The sequence below is a fragment of the [Ruminococcus] lactaris ATCC 29176 genome, assembly GCF_025152405.1.
GTDB lineage: Bacteria > Bacillota > Clostridia > Lachnospirales > Lachnospiraceae > Mediterraneibacter > Mediterraneibacter lactaris.
Genome location: NZ_CP102292.1, coordinates 1,193,713 through 1,212,426 on the forward strand (window position 1 = coordinate 1,193,713; position 18,714 = coordinate 1,212,426).

Annotated in this window: 21 protein-coding genes; 2 read left to right on the forward strand and 19 right to left on the reverse strand. The window is 44.4% G+C overall.

Features of this window, described 5'->3' with window-relative positions; genetic code table 11:
• Window position 1 precedes the first annotated feature (1 nt).
• From NQ541_RS05575 to NQ541_RS05605, 7 genes are all read right to left on the reverse strand, one after another.
• A complete protein-coding gene (locus NQ541_RS05575; RefSeq protein WP_044940371.1) occupies window positions 2-997 on the reverse strand; it encodes an RluA family pseudouridine synthase in 996 nt (331 codons plus the stop codon).
• A gap of 28 nt (window positions 998-1,025) precedes the next feature.
• Entirely contained in the window at window positions 1,026-1,604 is a 579-nt protein-coding gene (locus NQ541_RS05580) for a hypothetical protein (protein ID WP_005610000.1), read from the reverse strand.
• 36 nt (window positions 1,605-1,640) lie between these two features.
• The gene (locus NQ541_RS05585) at window positions 1,641-2,399 is read right to left on the reverse strand and encodes an SDR family NAD(P)-dependent oxidoreductase (protein ID WP_044940368.1); all 759 of its coding nucleotides are present in this window, start codon (window positions 2,397-2,399) and stop codon (window positions 1,641-1,643) included.
• A 7-nt stretch (window positions 2,400-2,406) separates the two neighbouring features.
• Window positions 2,407-4,287, reverse strand: coding sequence for a YgiQ family radical SAM protein (locus tag NQ541_RS05590; RefSeq protein ID WP_005609998.1), 1,881 nt, complete (start codon window positions 4,285-4,287; stop codon window positions 2,407-2,409).
• Window positions 4,284-5,024 carry a pseudouridine synthase gene (locus tag NQ541_RS05595; RefSeq protein ID WP_005609996.1) on the reverse strand — a complete coding sequence of 247 codons (741 nt, stop codon included), beginning with the start codon at window positions 5,022-5,024 and terminating at the stop codon, window positions 4,284-4,286. Before NQ541_RS05595 ends, NQ541_RS05590 begins: the two co-directional genes overlap by 4 nt.
• Window positions 5,021-6,403 carry an RsmF rRNA methyltransferase first C-terminal domain-containing protein gene (locus NQ541_RS05600; RefSeq protein ID WP_044940317.1) on the reverse strand — a complete coding sequence of 461 codons (1,383 nt, stop codon included), beginning with the start codon at window positions 6,401-6,403 and terminating at the stop codon, window positions 5,021-5,023. Before NQ541_RS05600 ends, NQ541_RS05595 begins: the two co-directional genes overlap by 4 nt.
• A 69-nt stretch (window positions 6,404-6,472) precedes the next feature.
• Window positions 6,473-7,282: a M23 family metallopeptidase gene (locus NQ541_RS05605; protein ID WP_233417823.1), complete on the reverse strand. Its 810-nt coding sequence runs from the start codon at window positions 7,280-7,282 to the stop codon at window positions 6,473-6,475.
• Window positions 7,283-7,495: 213 nt separating this feature from the next.
• On the opposite strand from NQ541_RS05605, the gene NQ541_RS05610 reads away from it, so the two are divergent.
• Window positions 7,496-8,446, forward strand: coding sequence for a hypothetical protein (locus NQ541_RS05610; RefSeq protein ID WP_005609987.1), 951 nt, complete (start codon window positions 7,496-7,498; stop codon window positions 8,444-8,446).
• 35 nt (window positions 8,447-8,481) lie between these two features.
• Here the strand turns inward: NQ541_RS05610 and NQ541_RS05615 are convergent, their stop codons facing one another.
• From NQ541_RS05615 to NQ541_RS05645, 7 genes are all read right to left on the reverse strand, one after another.
• On the reverse strand, window positions 8,482-9,075 hold the full coding sequence (locus NQ541_RS05615) for an ATP synthase subunit B family protein (RefSeq protein WP_005609985.1): 594 nt from the start codon (window positions 9,073-9,075) through the stop codon (window positions 8,482-8,484).
• Window positions 9,075-9,569: a pantetheine-phosphate adenylyltransferase gene (coaD, locus tag NQ541_RS05620; RefSeq protein WP_005609984.1), complete on the reverse strand. Its 495-nt coding sequence runs from the start codon at window positions 9,567-9,569 to the stop codon at window positions 9,075-9,077. Before coaD ends, NQ541_RS05615 begins: the two co-directional genes overlap by 1 nt.
• A complete protein-coding gene (rsmD, locus tag NQ541_RS05625; RefSeq protein ID WP_005609982.1) occupies window positions 9,563-10,132 on the reverse strand; it encodes a 16S rRNA (guanine(966)-N(2))-methyltransferase RsmD in 570 nt (189 codons plus the stop codon). Before rsmD ends, coaD begins: the two co-directional genes overlap by 7 nt.
• Window positions 10,133-10,298: 166 nt before the next feature.
• Complete coding sequence (locus tag NQ541_RS05630; protein ID WP_005609981.1) at window positions 10,299-10,505, reverse strand: alpha/beta-type small acid-soluble spore protein; 207 nt, start codon at window positions 10,503-10,505, stop codon at window positions 10,299-10,301.
• Between the two features lie 194 nt (window positions 10,506-10,699).
• A complete protein-coding gene (recG, locus tag NQ541_RS05635; RefSeq protein ID WP_005609978.1) occupies window positions 10,700-12,760 on the reverse strand; it encodes an ATP-dependent DNA helicase RecG in 2,061 nt (686 codons plus the stop codon).
• A 110-nt stretch (window positions 12,761-12,870) separates the two neighbouring features.
• The gene (locus tag NQ541_RS05640; RefSeq protein WP_005609976.1) at window positions 12,871-14,532 is read right to left on the reverse strand and encodes a DAK2 domain-containing protein; all 1,662 of its coding nucleotides are present in this window, start codon (window positions 14,530-14,532) and stop codon (window positions 12,871-12,873) included.
• A gap of 12 nt (window positions 14,533-14,544) precedes the next feature.
• On the reverse strand, window positions 14,545-14,904 hold the full coding sequence (locus NQ541_RS05645) for an Asp23/Gls24 family envelope stress response protein (RefSeq protein WP_044905490.1): 360 nt from the start codon (window positions 14,902-14,904) through the stop codon (window positions 14,545-14,547).
• Between the two features lie 184 nt (window positions 14,905-15,088).
• On the opposite strand from NQ541_RS05645, the gene rpmB reads away from it, so the two are divergent.
• On the forward strand, window positions 15,089-15,274 hold the full coding sequence (rpmB, locus tag NQ541_RS05650; protein ID WP_023922561.1) for a 50S ribosomal protein L28: 186 nt from the start codon (window positions 15,089-15,091) through the stop codon (window positions 15,272-15,274).
• 85 nt (window positions 15,275-15,359) lie between these two features.
• Here the strand turns inward: rpmB and NQ541_RS05655 are convergent, their stop codons facing one another.
• From NQ541_RS05655 to NQ541_RS05675, 5 genes are all read right to left on the reverse strand, one after another.
• Window positions 15,360-15,497 carry a hypothetical protein gene (locus NQ541_RS05655; protein WP_005609974.1) on the reverse strand — a complete coding sequence of 46 codons (138 nt, stop codon included), beginning with the start codon at window positions 15,495-15,497 and terminating at the stop codon, window positions 15,360-15,362.
• Between the two features lie 97 nt (window positions 15,498-15,594).
• Entirely contained in the window at window positions 15,595-15,996 is a 402-nt protein-coding gene (locus tag NQ541_RS05660) for a GerW family sporulation protein (protein ID WP_023922565.1), read from the reverse strand.
• A 19-nt stretch (window positions 15,997-16,015) separates the two neighbouring features.
• A complete protein-coding gene (locus NQ541_RS05665) occupies window positions 16,016-16,969 on the reverse strand; it encodes a DUF2953 domain-containing protein (RefSeq protein WP_005609972.1) in 954 nt (317 codons plus the stop codon).
• A complete protein-coding gene (locus NQ541_RS05670; RefSeq protein WP_023922567.1) occupies window positions 16,966-17,319 on the reverse strand; it encodes a hypothetical protein in 354 nt (117 codons plus the stop codon). The genes NQ541_RS05665 and NQ541_RS05670 overlap by 4 nt, the downstream gene beginning before the upstream one ends.
• A gap of 22 nt (window positions 17,320-17,341) precedes the next feature.
• Complete coding sequence (locus tag NQ541_RS05675; protein WP_005609970.1) at window positions 17,342-18,691, reverse strand: peptidoglycan D,D-transpeptidase FtsI family protein; 1,350 nt, start codon at window positions 18,689-18,691, stop codon at window positions 17,342-17,344.
• Window positions 18,692-18,714 lie beyond the last annotated feature (23 nt).

Consider the following 18,714-nt stretch of genomic DNA (forward strand, 5'->3'; position numbering starts at 1 on the left):
TTTATATCACACCCTTTTCCTGACAGATTTTCTGAAAAAGAGGAGGCAATGGTGCCTGAAGTTCTTTTCCCGAAAGGAGGGAAAGGTCTCCGCCACACTTCGGAAAATTAAGCCGGTATGCGTGGAGAAGCTGAGAAGAAAGACCATATTCTTTTTTCAGCGTCTCATTGAAAGCCCGGTTTCCATATTTATAATCTCCTGCAATGGGATGACCGATGGATGCAAGATGGGCACGGATCTGATGCGTCTTTCCGGTGATCAGATGAACTTCTAGAAGTGTGACATCTTTAGTTTGCTTTATTATATGATATTCTGTCTCAATCGGGGAAGCTGCTGCGGACGGAGTCCGGCTGACAGTGACCCGGTTCGTCCGGGGATCTTTTTTCAGATAGCCGCTGATATGACTGTCGGAAGAAACTTTTCCACGGACAAGACAGAGATAATATTTTTTCAGGCTGCGGTCACGGAACATTTCACTTAACTGCTGGAGTGCCTGCAGGGTCTTGCCGGCAGCGATCAGTCCGCTGGTATTGCGGTCAAGACGGTTGCAGACAGAAGGATGAAATGTTCGCAGCTCCTCTTTGGAAATCTGACCGCTGTTCAGCAGATAAGCGATCAGGTGTTCTACCATGGAGATGTCGTCCGGTTTTGCCTTCTGGGACAACATCCCTGCGGGTTTGTTCAGGAAAATGGTGGATTCATCCTCATAAATAATGGAAGGCTCTTTTCCGGCATGAGCCAGGATCCAGTCGGGATCTCCGGGGGACTGCTGTATGGTGCCTGAAAATTTCTGAATGGTCTCATCGGAAAGGAACAGACGGACGGTATCATTTAATTCGAGAATTTCATTTCCTGCTGCCTTTTTCCCGTTCAGGGTGATATTTTTCTTGCGGAGCATTTTATAAAAAAAGCTTTTAGGAGCCTGGCTCATATATTTCGCAAGAAATTTGTCGAACCGCTGTCCGGCTTCATTTTTTTTAATTATAATTTCTTTCATTGTCTTTTCTCCGAAATTCAGAACCATTTTACATGGAAATGTTCAGCAGAAGGTGTCGGATTTCCTGTTCGGTCTGCTTTGTATCTTCCTGTTCTACTGCTGCAATATTATCAAGCCCTTCTACTCTTGCAAGAAAAGGTGCATACTGGTTTAAAATCTTGACTGTCAGTCCGGTGTAACCGTTCTGGGAAAGAATCGAGCGGATGTGCTTTGCAAGTTCCTCTGGATTCACTTTCTCATAATGAGTATAACCATAAAGATTATGCCCGGAAATAACAAAGCAGTCTGCCGGCATGATCTTTTCCCGGCTGGTGATGACTGTATCGTAGCAGACCGTCAGATGGCGGGAAATTTTTGCAATCTCCTTTGCCCTGTCAGGATCAATGGACGGGTACGGAAAGCGGGTGATGACACCAACCAGTGCTTTGGATGCCGGAAGGCAGCCGAGAACTGCCACAACAGTCATTATGTTGAGACGGGTATGCGTCTGGGTGTATCCAAGCAGAAAGATGGCTGCGACAATGGCAAAATAAATGACTGTACGGAGAATCTCTGCTTTCTTTTTATAATTTAAATAACCGGGTTTCCCCTTTTCAACTTTCTTCATATGATTGATTTCCTTTTCATTTAAAAGATCGATTATCTACAGGTTCTGTATACGCAGGAGCAATTTATGTGGCAGCAGCTTCGTGCCGGCATAGGTCAGTTTCATCGGAAGTCCGTAAATAGACAGCTCCTTCCTTTTCCGGCTGTCTTTCAGTGCCTGATGTACCACCGGTCCCGGCTGTGCCATAGTCAGTTCTTTTAAGAAGTTCTGAGGCTTTCCACTGACATCAAAAAAGGGAGTGTCAACCGGACCGGGACAGACCGCTGTGACGATGATACCGCGGGTCTTAAGCTCTTCTCTGAGCGAACGGGAAAAGCTCAGCACATAGGATTTCGTTGCCGCATAAACCGCAAAATACGGTTGTGGACAAAAGGCTGCTGCCGATGCCAGATTGACGATCCGGCTTCCAGGATGCATGTAAGGAAGGCAGAGAAGGGTCATTCTTGTTAAAGCTTGGCAATTTAAGCCAACCATGTCTGTCTGGATCCGTCTCCGCTGCATACTGATCTCTTCTACAGAACCGGATCTTCCGAATCCGGCTGCGTTGACAAGCATACGGATATCAGGAGTGTCTTCACAGAGTGCCTCGCAAAAAGCTTTATAGACAGGCTTTTTCAGAAGATCTCCGTCAAAGATACGCAAAGGCAGACGGGACTGCTCTGCCACTCTCTCTAAATTTCCTTTTCTCCTTGCGATCACCCAGATTTCGTCCAGGTTTTTATATAAAGCTCCGATCTGAAGGACGAATTCACGTCCCATACCGGAAGATGCTCCGGTGACAATCGCTACTCTCATTCTGACCTCATTTCTTTCGGTGTACATTCCGAATGGATTTTTTCTTCTGACTGCTGTTCTTTTCTCTTTCATTTTTCTTCTGATCGGCAAATTTCCGTGGCCGGATCAGACACTTTGGACCGAAACCGATGAGATCGGTTCTTCCTGCCTTGTGGAGTGCTTCTGATACAAGATCGTACAGTTCCGGGTTGCGATACTGGATCAATGCACGCTGCATGGCCTTCTCATGTGGACTCTTCGGTACATAGACCGGCTTCATGGTACGGGGGTCAACACCGGTATAATACATACAGGTGGAAAGTGTGGACGGAGTCGGATAAAAATCCTGCACCTGCTCCGGCATATAACCGAGATCCCTGCAATATTCTGCCAGTTCTACTGCTTCTTTCAGCGTTGAACCGGGATGGGATGACATCAGGTACGGAACAAGATACTGTTTTTTTCCGATCTTTTTGTTCATTTTATAAAATTCTTCGGTAAACTGCTCATATACTTTATGTTCTGGTTTTCCCATCAGGGAGAGAACCGGTGCTGCAACATGTTCCGGTGCAACCTTCAATTGCCCGCTGACATGATATTCACAAAGTTCCCGTAAAAAAGTTCTGTCCTCTTCTTTTAAAAGATAATCGAATCGGATTCCCGAGCGGATAAAGACTTTTTTAACTTTCGGAATCGCACGTAGTTCTTTTAAAAGCCGGACATAATCACTGTGGTCTGCATTCAGATTTTTACAGGGTGCCGGGAACAGACACTGGCGGTTCTTGCAGACACCGTACTTTAACTGCTTTTTACAGGAAGGATGCCGGAAATTGGCAGTCGGTCCTCCTACGTCATGAATGTATCCTTTAAAATCTTTTTCTTTTGTGATCTGTCTGGCTTCATCTAAAAGTGACTGGTGGCTGCGGGTCTGGATGATCCGTCCCTGATGAAAGGTCAATGCACAGAAACTGCATCCGCCAAAACAGCCCCGGTTGCTGATGAGGCTGAACCGGATCTCGGAGATAGCAGGAACTCCGCCAAGTGCCTCGTAGGAAGGATGATACGTTCTCATATAAGGCAGAGAATAGATATCATCCATTTCTATCTCGGTCAGTGGAAGTGCAGGTGGATTCTGTACCACATAGAGGTAGTCAGAATAAGGCTCTACCAGTCGTTTTCCGTTGAAAGCATCCGTATTAAGATACTGGGTATAAAAGCTTCTGGCATAAGTCAGCCGGTCTGCTTTCAATTCTTCAAAAGAGGGAAGGATCTCTGCATCGTAGACGCTGTCGAGATTCTTTGCTTTGACGACAGTTCCGTTGATATAGGTAATCTCTTCCACCGGAATGCCGGCATCCAGTGCCTCTGCAATCTCGATGATGGAGTGTTCTCCCATTCCGTAAGAAAGAATATCCGCACCGGAATCTAAAAGGAGGGAACGCTTTAGTTTGTCAGACCAGTAATCATAATGTGCCATCCTTCGCAGACTGGCTTCGATGCCACCCAGAATGACCGGAGTTTTCTTATAAGTCTGCCGGATCAGATTCCCGTAGACAACGCAGGCATAATCCGGCCGCTTTCCCATAACACCTCCGGGTGTGTAAGCATCGGTCTTCCGTCGCTTTTTGGATACGGAATAATGGTTGACCATGGAATCCATATTTCCTGCGGATACAAGAAATCCAAGACGTGGTTCGCCAAAAACCGTGACGCTGTCAGGTGTCTTCCAGTCCGGCTGTGCAATGATTCCCACTCTGTAGCCACGGGATTCCAGCAGCCTTGTGATGATGGCATGACCAAAGGAAGGATGGTCTACATAAGCATCTCCGGAAATATAGACAAAATCGACCTGATCCCATCCACGTTCTTTCATTTCTTTTCTGCTGACAGGTAAAAATCCACCATTCATTCTTTATCTCCTGTTTCTTTTTTTGATATTGTCTGTAAGCTTCTGATCTCCCCGGCAGTCAGTGTACGGTAAGCTCCCGGTGGCAGTAAGTCATCCAAAATAAGTGTTCCCATGGAAAGCCTTTTCAGATACAGGACTTTCTTGCCAACTGACTCGAACATCCGTTTGACCTGATGAAACTTTCCCTCGCAGATCGTCAGCCGGATCTCTGAGACGGTATCACTGCTTAAAATTTCAAGCCGTGCGGGAAGCGTAAGTGCCTGCTCTCCGATGTCTACACCTTTCTGAAAAAGGAACACATCTTCTGCAGTAACCTTTCCCTCAATCCGGGCAAAGTAGACTTTGTCGACGTGGCTCTTAGGGGAAAGAAGCCGGTGAGCCAATGCCCCATCGTTCGTGATGAGCAGAAGCCCCTCGGTATCTTTGTCCAGTCTTCCGACAGGAAAAAGATCTTTCCGCTGCTTTGTATCGATGAGGTCTAAAACGGTTCGGTCATGCCGGTCTTCTGTCGCGGAAACGACACCTGCAGGTTTGTTCAGCATATAGTATTCATACTCCGCATAGGTAACAGTCTGCCCAAGATAGGAGACCTGATCCTTTTCTGTATCGATCCTGGTTCCGGCATCTTTGCTGACGGTTCCGTTGACAAGCACCTGCCCTTTGGAAATGTCCTTTTTTATCTGGGATCTTGTCCCGAGTCCCATATCCGCAAGATATTTATCCAGTCTTAATTTCATCCGTTCCACCGCCATCCGGGAAGATATTTATTTTTCAGCATCTGATCGACCAGTTTACCGAAACCAAGCGGGTATCCGTCTACACAGACAAGATACCAGCCTTTCTCTTTCGGAGATACCAGATCTTCCACATCGAGCGTATCACCTTTGAGATATTTGATCACCCGCTCATCACCGACAGGAAGATTGAGAATCTGATCGTACTCTTCCATTTTCAGATTCATGGCAAAAGCCTGACTCGGTTCAAAACGGTTCTTTTTCAGTTCTCCAAGCAGCAGTCCGGTACGTAGAAAACGGATTCCCCGGATGGAAGGAAGACCGGCTGGCATATAGTATACTTTATCGCCACGCAGTTCCATTCTGGAAGGAAGAAACTCCCGGTGTACATGACTTAAAAATGAAGTGAGTTCTTCGGGCAGCCTTTTTTGCTTTCCGGTATCGATCCCGGAAGGAAGAGCCGGATGTGCTTCTCCCTTCTGAAGAAGGGCAAGAAAATGCCCCTCCCCCTTCATCCGGTGAGGAAAAATACGAACGGTCTTTTTCAGCTCGTCATTTCTGTTCTCGGTCACCTGTGGCATTCCATTGACAAATCCTTCATACCCTTCCATCTCACAGATCTGAAATTCGGGATATTCCTGCAGCAGATATTCGATCGTCTGCTCGTTCTCTTCCGGTGAAAAAGTGCAGGTTGAATAAAGCAGCATGCCTCCCGGGCGGAGCATCTGTGCAGCCTGGGTGATGATGCTTTTCTGGATTTTGGAAAAGAAAGACGGTCCATGCTCTTCCCATGCTTTTACCATTTTCTTATCCTTACGGAACATTCCTTCACCGGAGCAGGGAGCATCAATCAGGATCTTGTCAAAATAACCTTCAAAATAAGAAACTAATTTACCGGGTTCTTCGCTTAATACGAGAACATTGCCAATACCGAAAAGCTCCAGATTCTTTAAAAGCCCTTTGGCACGGGAACTGCTTAAGTCGTTGGCTGCAAGAACACCTGTCCCCTGTAATTTTGCTCCCAGTTCCGTTGCTTTTCCACCCGGTGCGGCACAGACATCCAGTACCCGGTCTCCCGGCTCCACCGGCAGACGGCTGGCAGGGGTCATGGCACTTGGTTCCTGCAGATAGTAAAGTCCTGCAAAATAATATGGGTGCTTAGAAGGCTGGATATGATCTCCGTCATAGTAAAATCCATTCTCGATCCACGGAACCGGCTCCAGCGGCCAGGGTGCAATCTTTAAAAAATCTTCAACAGAGATCTTGGCTGTATTGACACGCAGACCATAATGCCTTGGCTCATCATAGCAGGCGGTATATTCTTCATATTCAGACCCGAGCAGAGTCTTCATCTTTTCTTCAAATTCTTTTGGTAAGTTCATTGTAACTCCTTTACAAAGTAAATTTTCCATAACATTCAGTATACCACGAAACCGATATTCAGAAAAGAGTTATTCATAGACTGCATTCACTTTCCATTGTTCTGTCAGACGAAGTGCCGGATAGGAATTGACACTGACTTCTCTTCCGTTGACGGTCAGGTAAATCCCGAGATGTAAATGAACCGGAAATCTGCCGGTTGTCCCCTCGGTTTTACTGTATCCGGTATCACCCATATACCCTAGCAGATCTCCGGCATGAATCTGCTGTCCTTCTGTAAGAGGAGCATAGGAATCAAGATGTGCATAATAAAAATAAGCACCTCCAGGGGCAAGGATTCCAATCCGGTAACCGCCAAGTTCCAGCCATCCAAGGTTCTGAATCGTTCCATCGGTCATACTTATGATGGGATAGATACCTCTTTGGTTAACGGAGGCCATAATGTCGGTACCTTCATGATGGCGTTCCCCTCCATAGGTTCTTTCGTATTGCCAGGAATTTTCAAAGGTGACGGTGTAGTCAGGACAATCGGAGGATGTAGCAACCGGAAAATACCGGAGATCATTCCATATGGCACGGCAGAGTTTCAGGTATTCGTTCCAGTCAGGAAGGTTTTCCCAGTGTGGTTCGTATTTCTTTACAGAAAAATCGGTCGGTTCATCCGAATGATTCAAAGCGGTAAGACAGGTACGAAGAGCGTGAGGATCTGCCTGAAACCGAGTCTCAAGCCAGTAGAGACCAAGAAACCTGCCGGGATCATCAGAGGATGCGAGGATCGGAAAAAGTTCTTCAGATACCGGCTGACTTCGAAATTCATTGCTTTCAACGGTAGTCGGGTTTAAAAGATTCTTTCTGGCGAGAAATGAAAGTCTGGGAATCAACAGTCCACAGAAAAATACAACAGAACAGAGGAGGATCCATGGCCTTTTCAGAAAATGTGACCGAAAAGAAGAAAGAACAGCAGTCATTGGTTCAATTCCTTTGCAGTGAAGAAGTTAATAATGCATATGCCAAAGAAGCCGGATAACTGCATACTTTTTCAGGAAAATCATAAAATAGTGAAAGAAGAACAGGAATGACAGAATGGGTGGAGTATGAAGCAGAAACTTTCCAAAAAGAGCCTGGCAGGAATTGGTATGATCGGAGTTTTTCTGCTGATGCTCTGCTGCCCGAAAGAAGTATTCAACGGGGCAAGTGAAGGACTCCTTTTATGGTTTCAGATCTTATTCCCGACACTGTTCCCGTTCCTGCTGATCACAGATCTTCTGATGGCAACCGGCGGGATCAGGATGATCTCGAAAGTACTGTCTGTTCCTTTCGGAATTTTATTCCGAGTTTCCGGGGAAGGCTCGTTTGCAGTGGTTGCAGGATTTCTCTGCGGGTATCCCATGGGAGCAAAAATAACGGCAGATCTAATCAGAAATCAGTCCATAAGTGTCGAAGAAGGAACCTATCTTCTTTCTTTCTGCAATAATACAAGTCCGATTTTCATCATGAATTTTCTTGTATGGAAAACGCTGGACAGAAAAGAGCTTCTGCTTCCGAGCCTGGTGATTCTTTTAGGAACACCGGTTGTTATGAGCTTCCCTTTCAGGAAAATTTACAAAAGTGGCAGAAAAAGAGGTGGGGGCAGAAATACATTGGGAATGCAGAGAAACTATATTATGAAAAAGAAAAGTGTAGAAAGTTGTATGATGGACAGCTTTGAGACAATCGTGAAAGTCGGGGGATATTTGATTATTTTTTCTGTATTACTGGAACTGGCAGAGCAGACCGGGCAGAAAAATATCGCTGCAACTCTCCTGCTTTCAACACTGGAAGTTACGAATGGGATTCTTATGATTGCGAAAAGATTCCCGGAAATAAGCACAGCCTATCCGTTGCTGATCGGGCTGACTTCTATGGGAGGCATCTGTTCTATGGCACAGACGCAGTCGATGATCCGTGGAACAGGACTGAAACTTTCAGATTATATCATACAAAAACTGGCTACCGCAATGGCAGCCAGTGGATTCGCAATACTGTATGCGAAATTCAATTTTTAAATTCATTTCATCAGATGTCAATAGATCCCTGTTTCCTATTGGTCTGAGCCATTCTGAGAATCATAATTATAATCAGAAGAGTCAGCCTCAGGAACATCCAGTTCTGCACGATTGGAGCGGACTGTATCATAACACTCCTGCAGGGAATTGATCAGACCGTCATACTTGGTTGTATAGCTGTCCAGTGTATGACCGATGATGCTTTCCGCATTTGCAAGAAGGTCATCTGTATACTGGATCGCACCAATCCGGATTTCATTGGCATCCATGGTTGCATTGTCGATGATCTCCTGTGCCTGGGCAGTTGCCTGAGTAACAATCTCATTTGCCTGTGCATAAGCCTGCTGCATGATCTCATGCTCACTGACCAGTTCGGTGGTCTGTACCTGTGCTTCTTCAATCATAGCATCTGCTTTTGCTTTTGCATCTGCCAAAATCGCATCCCGGTTCGCGATGATCTTCTGATAACGCTTGATCTCATCAGGAGTCTTCATGCGAAGCTCACGGAGCAACTCATCCATATGCTCTTTATTTACAATGATCTTGGTCTGGGACAGGGGCTGAAATTTACAGTCTCTGTCAATATATTCTTCAATCTCTTCAATGATCTGTTCAATGCGGCTACTCATCAGTTACACTCTCCTTTTTCTTTCATCTTCTTTTCAAGCTCAACTGCAACGGCCTGTGGTACGAACTGAGTAACATCTCCGCCAAAGGCTGCAATCTCCCGTACAGTAGTTGAACTGAGGTAAGAATATTCAATACTGGTCGTCAGAAACATGGTTTCAACATTCGGACTGAGTTTATGATTCGTCTGAGACATCTGAAGTTCATACTCAAAATCCGTAATTGCACGAAGTCCCCTTATTACCATGTCTGCGTCCATTCGTTCGGCAAAATCCACCAGAAGTCCGTCAAACGGAATGATCCTGACATTTGGCAGATCCTTTGTCACTTCCTTTAACATTTTAACACGTTCTTCAACAGAAAACAACGGCATTTTCGCTTTATTATTCAATACTCCGACAATGAGTTCGTCCACGATTTTACAGGATCTGCAGATGATATCATAATGTCCGTATGTAACCGGGTCAAAGCTTCCCGGATAAATCGCTCTTAACATATTTCTTCCTTTCCGGCTTTTTCCAAAAAGACGTGCTTGTTCGTCTTATATCTTTTTTCTTTGATGAGAGAAAAGCCAAGTTCCCCGATATACGAGAAATCAGTATTCAGTGAGGCTTCTACGATGATCACGGTATCTTCATAGACGAGTGAGGAACCGGCGAGATATTTCAGTACCTGCTTTTCCAGTTCCTGATCATAAGGCGGATCCATAAAAATATAATCAAAAACCTTATCTCCTTCTAACTGGTACAGTGCATTCAGCACATCTTTGGTCAGTGTGATCCCCTTTTTCTCCAGCCTGGTAAACTTCAAATTTTCTTTGATACACTCCATTGCTTTGGGATTTTTTTCTACAAAGACGGCTTCTTTTGCTCCGCGGCTGAGAGCCTCGATCCCAATCCCTCCGCTTCCCGCAAACAGATCCAGAAATTCGCAGTCATACAGATAAGGAGCGATCATATTGAACAGGGTCTCCTTGATCCTGTCGGTGGTTGGTCTTGTATCTATTCCTTCCAGAGTCTTCAGTTTCAGACTTCTGGCACTGCCGGCAATTACTCTCATTCATCGACACCTCCAATCATTAACTATGCTGAATTTTAGCAGAAAAAAGCACCCGGGTCAATGCCGAGTGCTTTTCTCTTTGGCTTCTGCTGTATTTTTTGACGTACATTTGGTCTGTCGCGGCTACGACTGCACTGACCGCAGAAGCCGGGAAGATGGTTTCAGGTTATTTTCCTGCCATCTGCTTTTCCTGCTGCTCGATCATTTTCTTTACCATATATCCACCGACAGATCCGTTCTGTTTGGATGTCAGGTCGCCGTTGTATCCGTCTGTCAACGGTACTCCCAGCTCTGTTGCTACCTCGTACTTGAACTTGTCGAGTGCGCCTTTTGCTTCAGGCACTGCTGCTTTGTTAGATGAACGACTTGCCATGATCCATTTCCTCCTTTTGCATCCTGCAGTCTGTCTGAAGACTGCTTTTCCTGAGTTGTTGTAACGAAGATGACCGGCCAGTTTCTGTATGTACCATGCTTTTGCCGGTCATCATACATCACTGGTTCCGTTCGCCTTTGTTACGATGTTAGTATGTGGAGGAACGGTGAATTTAAACTGGTAAGTTCTGGTGGTTACAGCGTTGTCTCAAGCATGAGATCTTTCAGCTTCTTCTGCAAATGATCTTTCAGTTTCCGGTGCTGCTCCTGGGAAAGATCCGGGTCTTCGAGAAGAAGTCTTTCAGCAGCGGCATTTGCTTCCTGCAACAGTGCTGCGTCCTGAAAAACGTCAGCAATCTTAAAATCAAGCACCCCGCTTTGCCGTATACCGAACAGATCTCCCGGTCCGCGGAGACGGAGATCTTCATTTGCAATATAAAAACCATCATTGGAATGATTCAGGATCTCCAGCCGTTCTTTTGTCTCTTTTGACCTGGAGGCGGTCATGAAAATGCAGTAGGACTGATATTTCCCACGGCCAACCCGCCCGCGGAGCTGATGGAGCTGGGCAAGACCGAAGCGTTCTGCATTTTCAATCATAATGACGGTTGCATTTGGCACATCGATACCGACTTCTACAACGGTTGTGGATACAAGAACCTGGATCTCATTCCGTCCAAAAGCAGTCATGATCTCATCTTTTTCTTTTTCTTTCATTTTTCCATGCAGATAGCCGACACGGATGGAAGGCCCAAGGATCTCCTGAAGCATCTGACTGTAATCGGTAACATTTTCAGCATCCAGATTTTCGCTTTCTTCTACCATAGGGCAGATTACATAGCACTGCCGCCCCAGTTCTGTCTGCTGCCTGATAAAAGCGTAAGCTTTTGGACGGTAGCCTGTATCAACCACGCAGTTTTTGATCGGAAGACGGTTCATAGGGAGTTCATTGATCACGGAAATATCGAGATCTCCGTAAAGAATGATTCCCAGGGTTCGTGGAATAGGTGTTGCACTCATGACGAGAATATGTGGTGTAAGTCCTTTGCCTGCGAGTTGTTCCCGTTGTCTGACACCAAAGCGGTGCTGCTCATCTGTGATGACTAAGGCAAGGTTTCTGTAGTTCACTTTTTCCTGGATCAGTGCATGGGTTCCAATGATAATAGAAGAAGAACCGGATTCGATCCGGACATAGGCTTCACGCTTCTGCTTTGCAGTCATAGATCCGGTCAGAAGTTCTGCTTTAAGAGGAAGGCCATAGTGTTCCAGCATCCCGGAAATTTTTTCGTAGTGCTGCCGGGCAAGCACTTCTGTCGGAGCCATTAATGCACCCTGATAGCCGTTGAGTCCGGAAAGCAGAAGCCCTAAAAATGCCACGATTGTCTTACCTGAACCGACATCTCCCTGTACCAGGCGGGACATGACATAGTCTCCGGTCATCTCTTTCTGGATTTCATTCCATACCCGCATCTGGGCAGCAGTCAGTTCATAGGGAAGAGACTGGAGAAATGTATCGATGGCAGGCTGCTGCTTCATAGTAAAGTGATTTTTCATCCGTTCTCCGGATTCTTTTACATATCGCAGTGAAAGGACAAAGGTGAGAAATTCTTCAAAGACAAAGCGTCTTCTTGCTTCAATAAAAGTCTCTTTGGAATGTGGAAAATGCATTTCATACAGTGCTGCCTCATAAGGTGGGAAATTGTAAGCAGTTTCCAGTTCTTCAGGAAGAAAATCTTCGGGTATGGAATTACTTTCCAGTGCCTGACGGACAGCTTTGATGATGGCATTATTGGTCAGTCCTGCGGTAAGTCCGTATACCGGCTGCATGGAATGGAGTTTTTCATTGTATCTGGCAGCAGGATCATAGATCTGTGGATGTTCCATGACCAGTCCGTCACGTTTACGAACCACTCTGCCACGTAAAATGACCGGGCCGCTCCTGCCTAATGTATTCCTTAAAAAAGGCATACGGAACCAGATCACTTTTAAAGTTCCGGTCAGATCTTTTAAATAAAGAGTTGTCACCTGCATATTTTTTGTCCCGGACACCTGTATCCGTCCGAAAACAGCACCGGAAACGGTGCAGATATGTCCTTCCTGAACTTCGCTGACAGGAACAGGTGGACCAAAGATCTCATAGGTACGCGGATAATAATGCAATAAATCATCAACAGTGGCCACACCAAGTTTAAGGAATAATTTTTCGGTTTTTTCTCCAATCCCCTTTAACGTGCTGATCCCGGCATTTTTATTCATGTCTTTTTCTCCTGATTCTGATTACAAAAACCGGAGCACTTTCGCCTATGAGAAGTGTTCCGGTTTTTTAATGATATAATACAGGCAAAAACTGCCTGATCTGACAAAATTTATTCAACAGACAGAACGTAATAATAGATCGGCTGTCCGCCAGAATGAACATCTACGTCTACATCAGGATAAAGCTCCTCGATTTCTGCTGAAAAACGTTCTGCATCTTCAGCCAGAACATCCTGACCATAGTAAAGGCTGATCAGTTCTGTATCTTCATCAACAAGATCAGCAAGCATCTCTTTTGTGGTCTCTTCGACAGACTGTCCGACAGCAAGGATTCCGGCATCACCGATTCCCATGATATCTCCCTCATGGATCTCTTTATCATCGATTCGTGTATCGCGGACTGCATAGGTTACCTGTCCTGTCTTAACAGCTTTAATGCCTTCATTCATAGCATCGATATTCGTATCAACATCAGCTTCCGGCATATAATTGATGATGGCAGTAATTCCCTGTGGTACTGTCTTGGTTGGAATTACGATAATATCCTTATCTTCTGTCAGGGACTGAGCCTGATTTGCAGCAAGGATGATATTTTTATTGTTCGGCAGAATAAAGATATGATCTGCATTCACATGGTCAATCGCTGTCAGCATATCTTCGGTACTCGGATTCATTGTCTGACCACCTTCAATAATATAGTCAACTCCAAGCTCTTTGAAAATATCGTTCATACCGTCACCGATGGATACGGTGATAAATCCAACCGGTTTACGTGGCTCTTTCTTTTTATTTTCAGCCTGCTGTGCTGCAACTTTTTCAGCGTCCTTGATCAGCTTTTCCTGATGCTCTTCCCGCATATTGTCGATCTTCATACGGGAAAGCTGTCCAAATGTAAGTGCTTTCTGGATGGCAAGTCCCGGATCGTTCGTATGAACATGGATCTTAACGACATCGTCATCTGCCACGCATACGATAGAATCGCCGATAGACTCAAGATATGCCTTGAATTCAGCCTCATCTTTTGAAGTGAACTCCTTCTCAAGCATAATGATAAACTCTGTGCAGTATCCAAATTTAATATCTGTCTCAGCCTGCTGTCCTGGTTTTACCATTGTAGTTCCGGAAGTGGCCTCGATTGCAGAATAATCAATCTCTTTTCCGAGGAAAGCATCGTATGCACCATGCAGTACCTCAAGAAGTCCCTGACCACCGGAATCAACCACACCGGCTTCTTTTAAGACAGGCAGCATCTCAGGAGTCTTGGAAAGAACCTCCTGGGCATAAGCGATTACCTCTGAAATGAAAGTATCCAGATCGTCTGTCGTCTCAGCGAGTTCTGCCGCTTTCTGGGAAGCTCCCTTTGCAACCGTAAGGATCGTTCCTTCTTTCGGCTTCATAACTGCCTTATATGCAGTGGCTGTCGCACGCTCACATGCTCTTGCGAGAATGGATGTATCAATCTCATCATGTTCACGGATCTCTTTTGTGAATCCGCGAAGAAGCTGGGAAAGGATGACACCCGAATTTCCGCGGGCACCTCTCAGTGATCCAGATGAAATTGCTTTTGCAATGGCAAGCATATTCGGATTCTCTAAAGCTTTTACTTCTTTTGCTGCTGACATGATCGTCAGCGTCATATTTGTACCTGTATCTCCGTCTGGAACAGGAAATACGTTCAGTTCGTTGATGATCTCCTTCTTTGCTTCAAGATTGGCTGCACCTGCAAGGAACATCTTCTGAAGCATCTCTGTATTTATCGTCTTAACTGCCACGATATATCCTCCTTAATCTATCACTCTAACACCTTCTACAAAGATGTTGATCTTACCAACTTTCATGCCGGTAAACTCTTCTACCTTATATTTAACATTGCTCATAAGGTTGTCCGAAACGGAAAGAATGTTCACACCGTATGAAACGATCACATGAAAATTCAGGGTGAGAATATTCTCATCAGAAATTCCGACTTTAATTCCTCTCGTGAGACTTTCTCTTTTTAAAAGATGCACCAGCCCATCTTTTACATTGACAGCAGCCATACCTACGATACCAAAGCATTCGATCGCTACAGATCCGGCATACTTCGCAATGACATCAGGACTAACAGTAATGATACCAAGATCTGTGCTCATACTACCCTTCATCATTTATTACCTCCAGTTCTATTGGTTTTTACCATAAATAACAAACTTATTATACTATCTGTTCTGACGTTTTACAATACAGTTTTGATTTTTTAAAAAAATACTTGCATTTGTGGTTGGGTTCTGTTAGAATATCATTGTTATGAGTCTAAATGACCAGTTCAGATTGTTAGGAGGTGCAGTCATGGCTAAATGTGCTATTTGTGAAAAGGGTGCTCATTTTGGAAACAATGTAAGTCACTCTCATAGAAAATCACCAAAAATGTGGAAATCAAATGTTAAGTCTGTAAGAGTTAAGACAGAAGGCGGATCCCAGAAAATGTATGTATGTACATCCTGCCTGAAGTCAGGACGCGTTGAGCGTGCTTAATTGCAGGACATTTCATTAGAATTGATGATTAAGAATGACACGGAATAAAGAGTTGTATCTTGAGTGATTGAGATACAGCTCTTTTTCATTTGCAAAAAAGACAATAAGCAAGGATCAGGCACATGATCACCAGTACTGTTCCCCAGAAAATATCAGAAAGGAACATCATGATCACCATGCCGACCGAGAGCCAGAATAATGCGAAACCAACCAGTCTTTTCAAAATAGAATTACTGCTTTCAAAAGTCGGTTGATTTAATATATGAAAAAACTCCTGCCAAAATGACAGGAGCTTTCAGTTTCCAGACATATGAGATGATTCATCTATGGGATGATTCATCTGCCGAATCAAGAATATCAGCGACATCGTCTTCAGAGAGCTTTTCATCTTTGGAAGTAAACCGATCAATCACATCCGGAACCATATCAAGAAGTTTCGTGACAGTGTCCTGATTCTTAATATTTACAAGCTTTGTCTTACCGTCCTGAATGACAATAACAGCACTTGGAGTCATTTTTCCACCAATTCCACCCATTCCTTTTTCTTTTTTGTCTGCATTGAACGAACCGGCACCAATTCCAAAAGAAACATCCATCAAAGGGAGAATGATCGTTCCATTGATGTGGATTGCCTCTCCTACGACAGTCTTTGAAGTGATCACACTGTCCATTCCATGAAAAAGAGATTCTACGGTTTCTTTAAAACTATTTGAGCCTGCCATAATTGCGTCCTCCTTAAATTTATAATTTGATCTTTTTAAAATGCTGATAAGTGATCCGGACATTCTTATCTGCCAGGAGCTTCAGTATCAGAACTGCGAGATGAATGATCCTGAGCTTTCCACGGGCAGATAACTTTCCCTGTAATACTTGGTTCTCAAAGTCAGGAGTAATGTCTGTATGTTCTCCAATCAGGGGATATACCATACTCAGTCCTGCAAGAACATATCCGGTGACGGAAGGATCTTCAAATCCAAAGTGTATTTTCAGTAAAAATTTCTTTGGACGGATTCTGAAAAGAAATTTCTTCCCCTCGCAAATAACTTTTGAAAAACACTTTTTATGTGGTTCACAGGTCAGGAATGCTGTCAGCTTTTCTTTTTTCTTTCTTAATGCTCTTATCTTATCACAGAACCGGGCAAATGTACATTTTATCTTTTCTGCTATTGTCCTGACTTTTTCCCACCACCGCTCTATCCGGCTTTTTGACTCTGAATCAGCTTGAGTCTGTTGTTGATAAGGAGAACTGCTGATGCGTTTCTTCTCCGTTTGGTGAGGAGCGTCGGGAACGATCGTATCACGATTCTTCTTTTCCTGGTGAAATGTGTCGGGAATGACATCGTCAGCACTATCCTCTTTGTGATGCAAAGAGGAAGGAACGGTATTCTCACTGCTTTCTTCTTCCTGGTGAGAAGAAGAGGGGACTGGAATATCATTCCCGAAGTGTTTCCACGCAAGACGGATATGCCAGTGAAATCTGCTCTCTTTATATGAAACTGTTCCTGAGATCAGATGAAAGAGCCAGTGAAAAACTGCTTTTGCCTGTGCGGAATCGACAGATCCATCAGATGTTCCCTCTGCCCGGTAAGAAAAAGGATTGAACAGCACAAGCAATATCACAAGCAAAAGAAGAGCTAAAATGCCTAACAGGATCATGCCAAGTATTTTTAAGATCAAAAGGAAAATATGTATCATTGACACCTCCGGTTTTCTTTTATGGATTCATTGTGCTTCTGCAGGATATAATGCCGGATATCAACACTCTGGGTAGCGGCGAAAACTTCCTCCGTAATCTGCCGAATCAGCTCCAAAGCACTGTCATATCCGTCAGCCAGTCCGACCACAAATAAAGGGGTGTTCTCGTAAATGTGCTGCTTTAAGAGCAGGGAAGAAAAAAAATCCAGTTGATTCTGAGGACTCTGAGAAAAAGCAATAACGTAAATGGAGGGCTGGAGGTTATTGGCTGACAGCTTCTTTTTAATTTTTGCTTCTTTCTTTTTCAGATTTTCGTTCATATATAAATGACAGTAAAAAGTAATCTGCATACCTGCCGCCCTCCTGCTAATTCTAATTATAATAAGAATCTAAAATCTCTCCTGCAATCGATACTGCCTTACCACTGGAACTTCCGTCAGAACCTTCGGTAATCACACTGATGACGAGTTCGGGGTTATCTACATTGGTAAATCCCATAAACCAGGAATGGGTTTTCTCTCCATCGGACATACTGTATTCAGCAGTTCCGGTCTTTCCGGCAACGGTATAACTTCTGCCACGGAGTACAGAACCAGTTCCCTCTTCTACTACAGCAGACATATATTCTTTCAACTGTGCGGCTTCATCGGAAGTCATTACTTTTTTGTAGCTTTTCGGAACATTTTTGCGGATCTGAGTTCCTGTATAGTTGGTTACATATTCCACAAGATAAGGCTGCATAACGGTTCCCCCATTGGCGACTGCCTCTGCGATCAGAGCCATGTGGTAAGGACTGACGGTCGTCTTTCCCTGTCCCATTGCAGTCATCATGATTTCTCCTGAACCGGAAGAGGAATCAAGTGCAAAAGAACTTTTGGAGGTATTCAGGTCTCCCGGCAGTGATTTGTTGAAAAGCATATCTTCCGCAGTCTTTTTATATTGTGAGATATCTAACTGTAATCCTATATTTGCAAAAGATGCATTACAGGAGTTTGCAAAGGAACTTCTCAGATCTTCCTGTCCATGTGCGTGACCTCCAAAGCAATGAATGGTAATATCTCCCTCTGTGATCTCTCCGTTACAGTCATAAGTATAATCGCGGTATGAGGCATTCTGACGGATATAAGACAGTGCCGTAACTACTTTAAAAGTAGATCCGGGAGCATAAGATCCCTGCGTTGCACGATTCAGAAGCGGACTGTTCGTATCGTCCGAATTTAAATCAGACCAGGCAGCAACGATATTATTTGGATCGTAAGCAGGCTTTGATACCATTGCGAGGATCTTTCCGGTAGCTGCCTCCATGACAACAACGGCTCCTTTATTTTCGCCTAATGCCTGATAAGCAGCCTGCTGAAGATCAGCATCCAGTGTCGTAACGACTGTATCGCCCATATTCTTCGTCTCACTGAATTCATTTTTCAGTTTTTCGATAAAGAAAGCATTGGAGGTGAGCAGTTCAAAATTTTCGACAGATTCAAGACCTGTCTTTCCAAGCTTGTCATTACTGTATCCGATGACATGGGCAAATAACTCCCCGTATGGATAATTCCTGGATTCATTTCCATCCTCATCAACAACGGTTTCAGCCAGAGTATTTCCATTTTTGTCGACCAGCTTTCCACGGATTACACTCTGTGCATAAGCATCCTGACGCTGGTTATAGGGACTGTTCACAACCAGTTTTGCCCTGACGATGGAGAAATATACGAGATATCCCATAAGAGCAATAAAAAGGATAACAA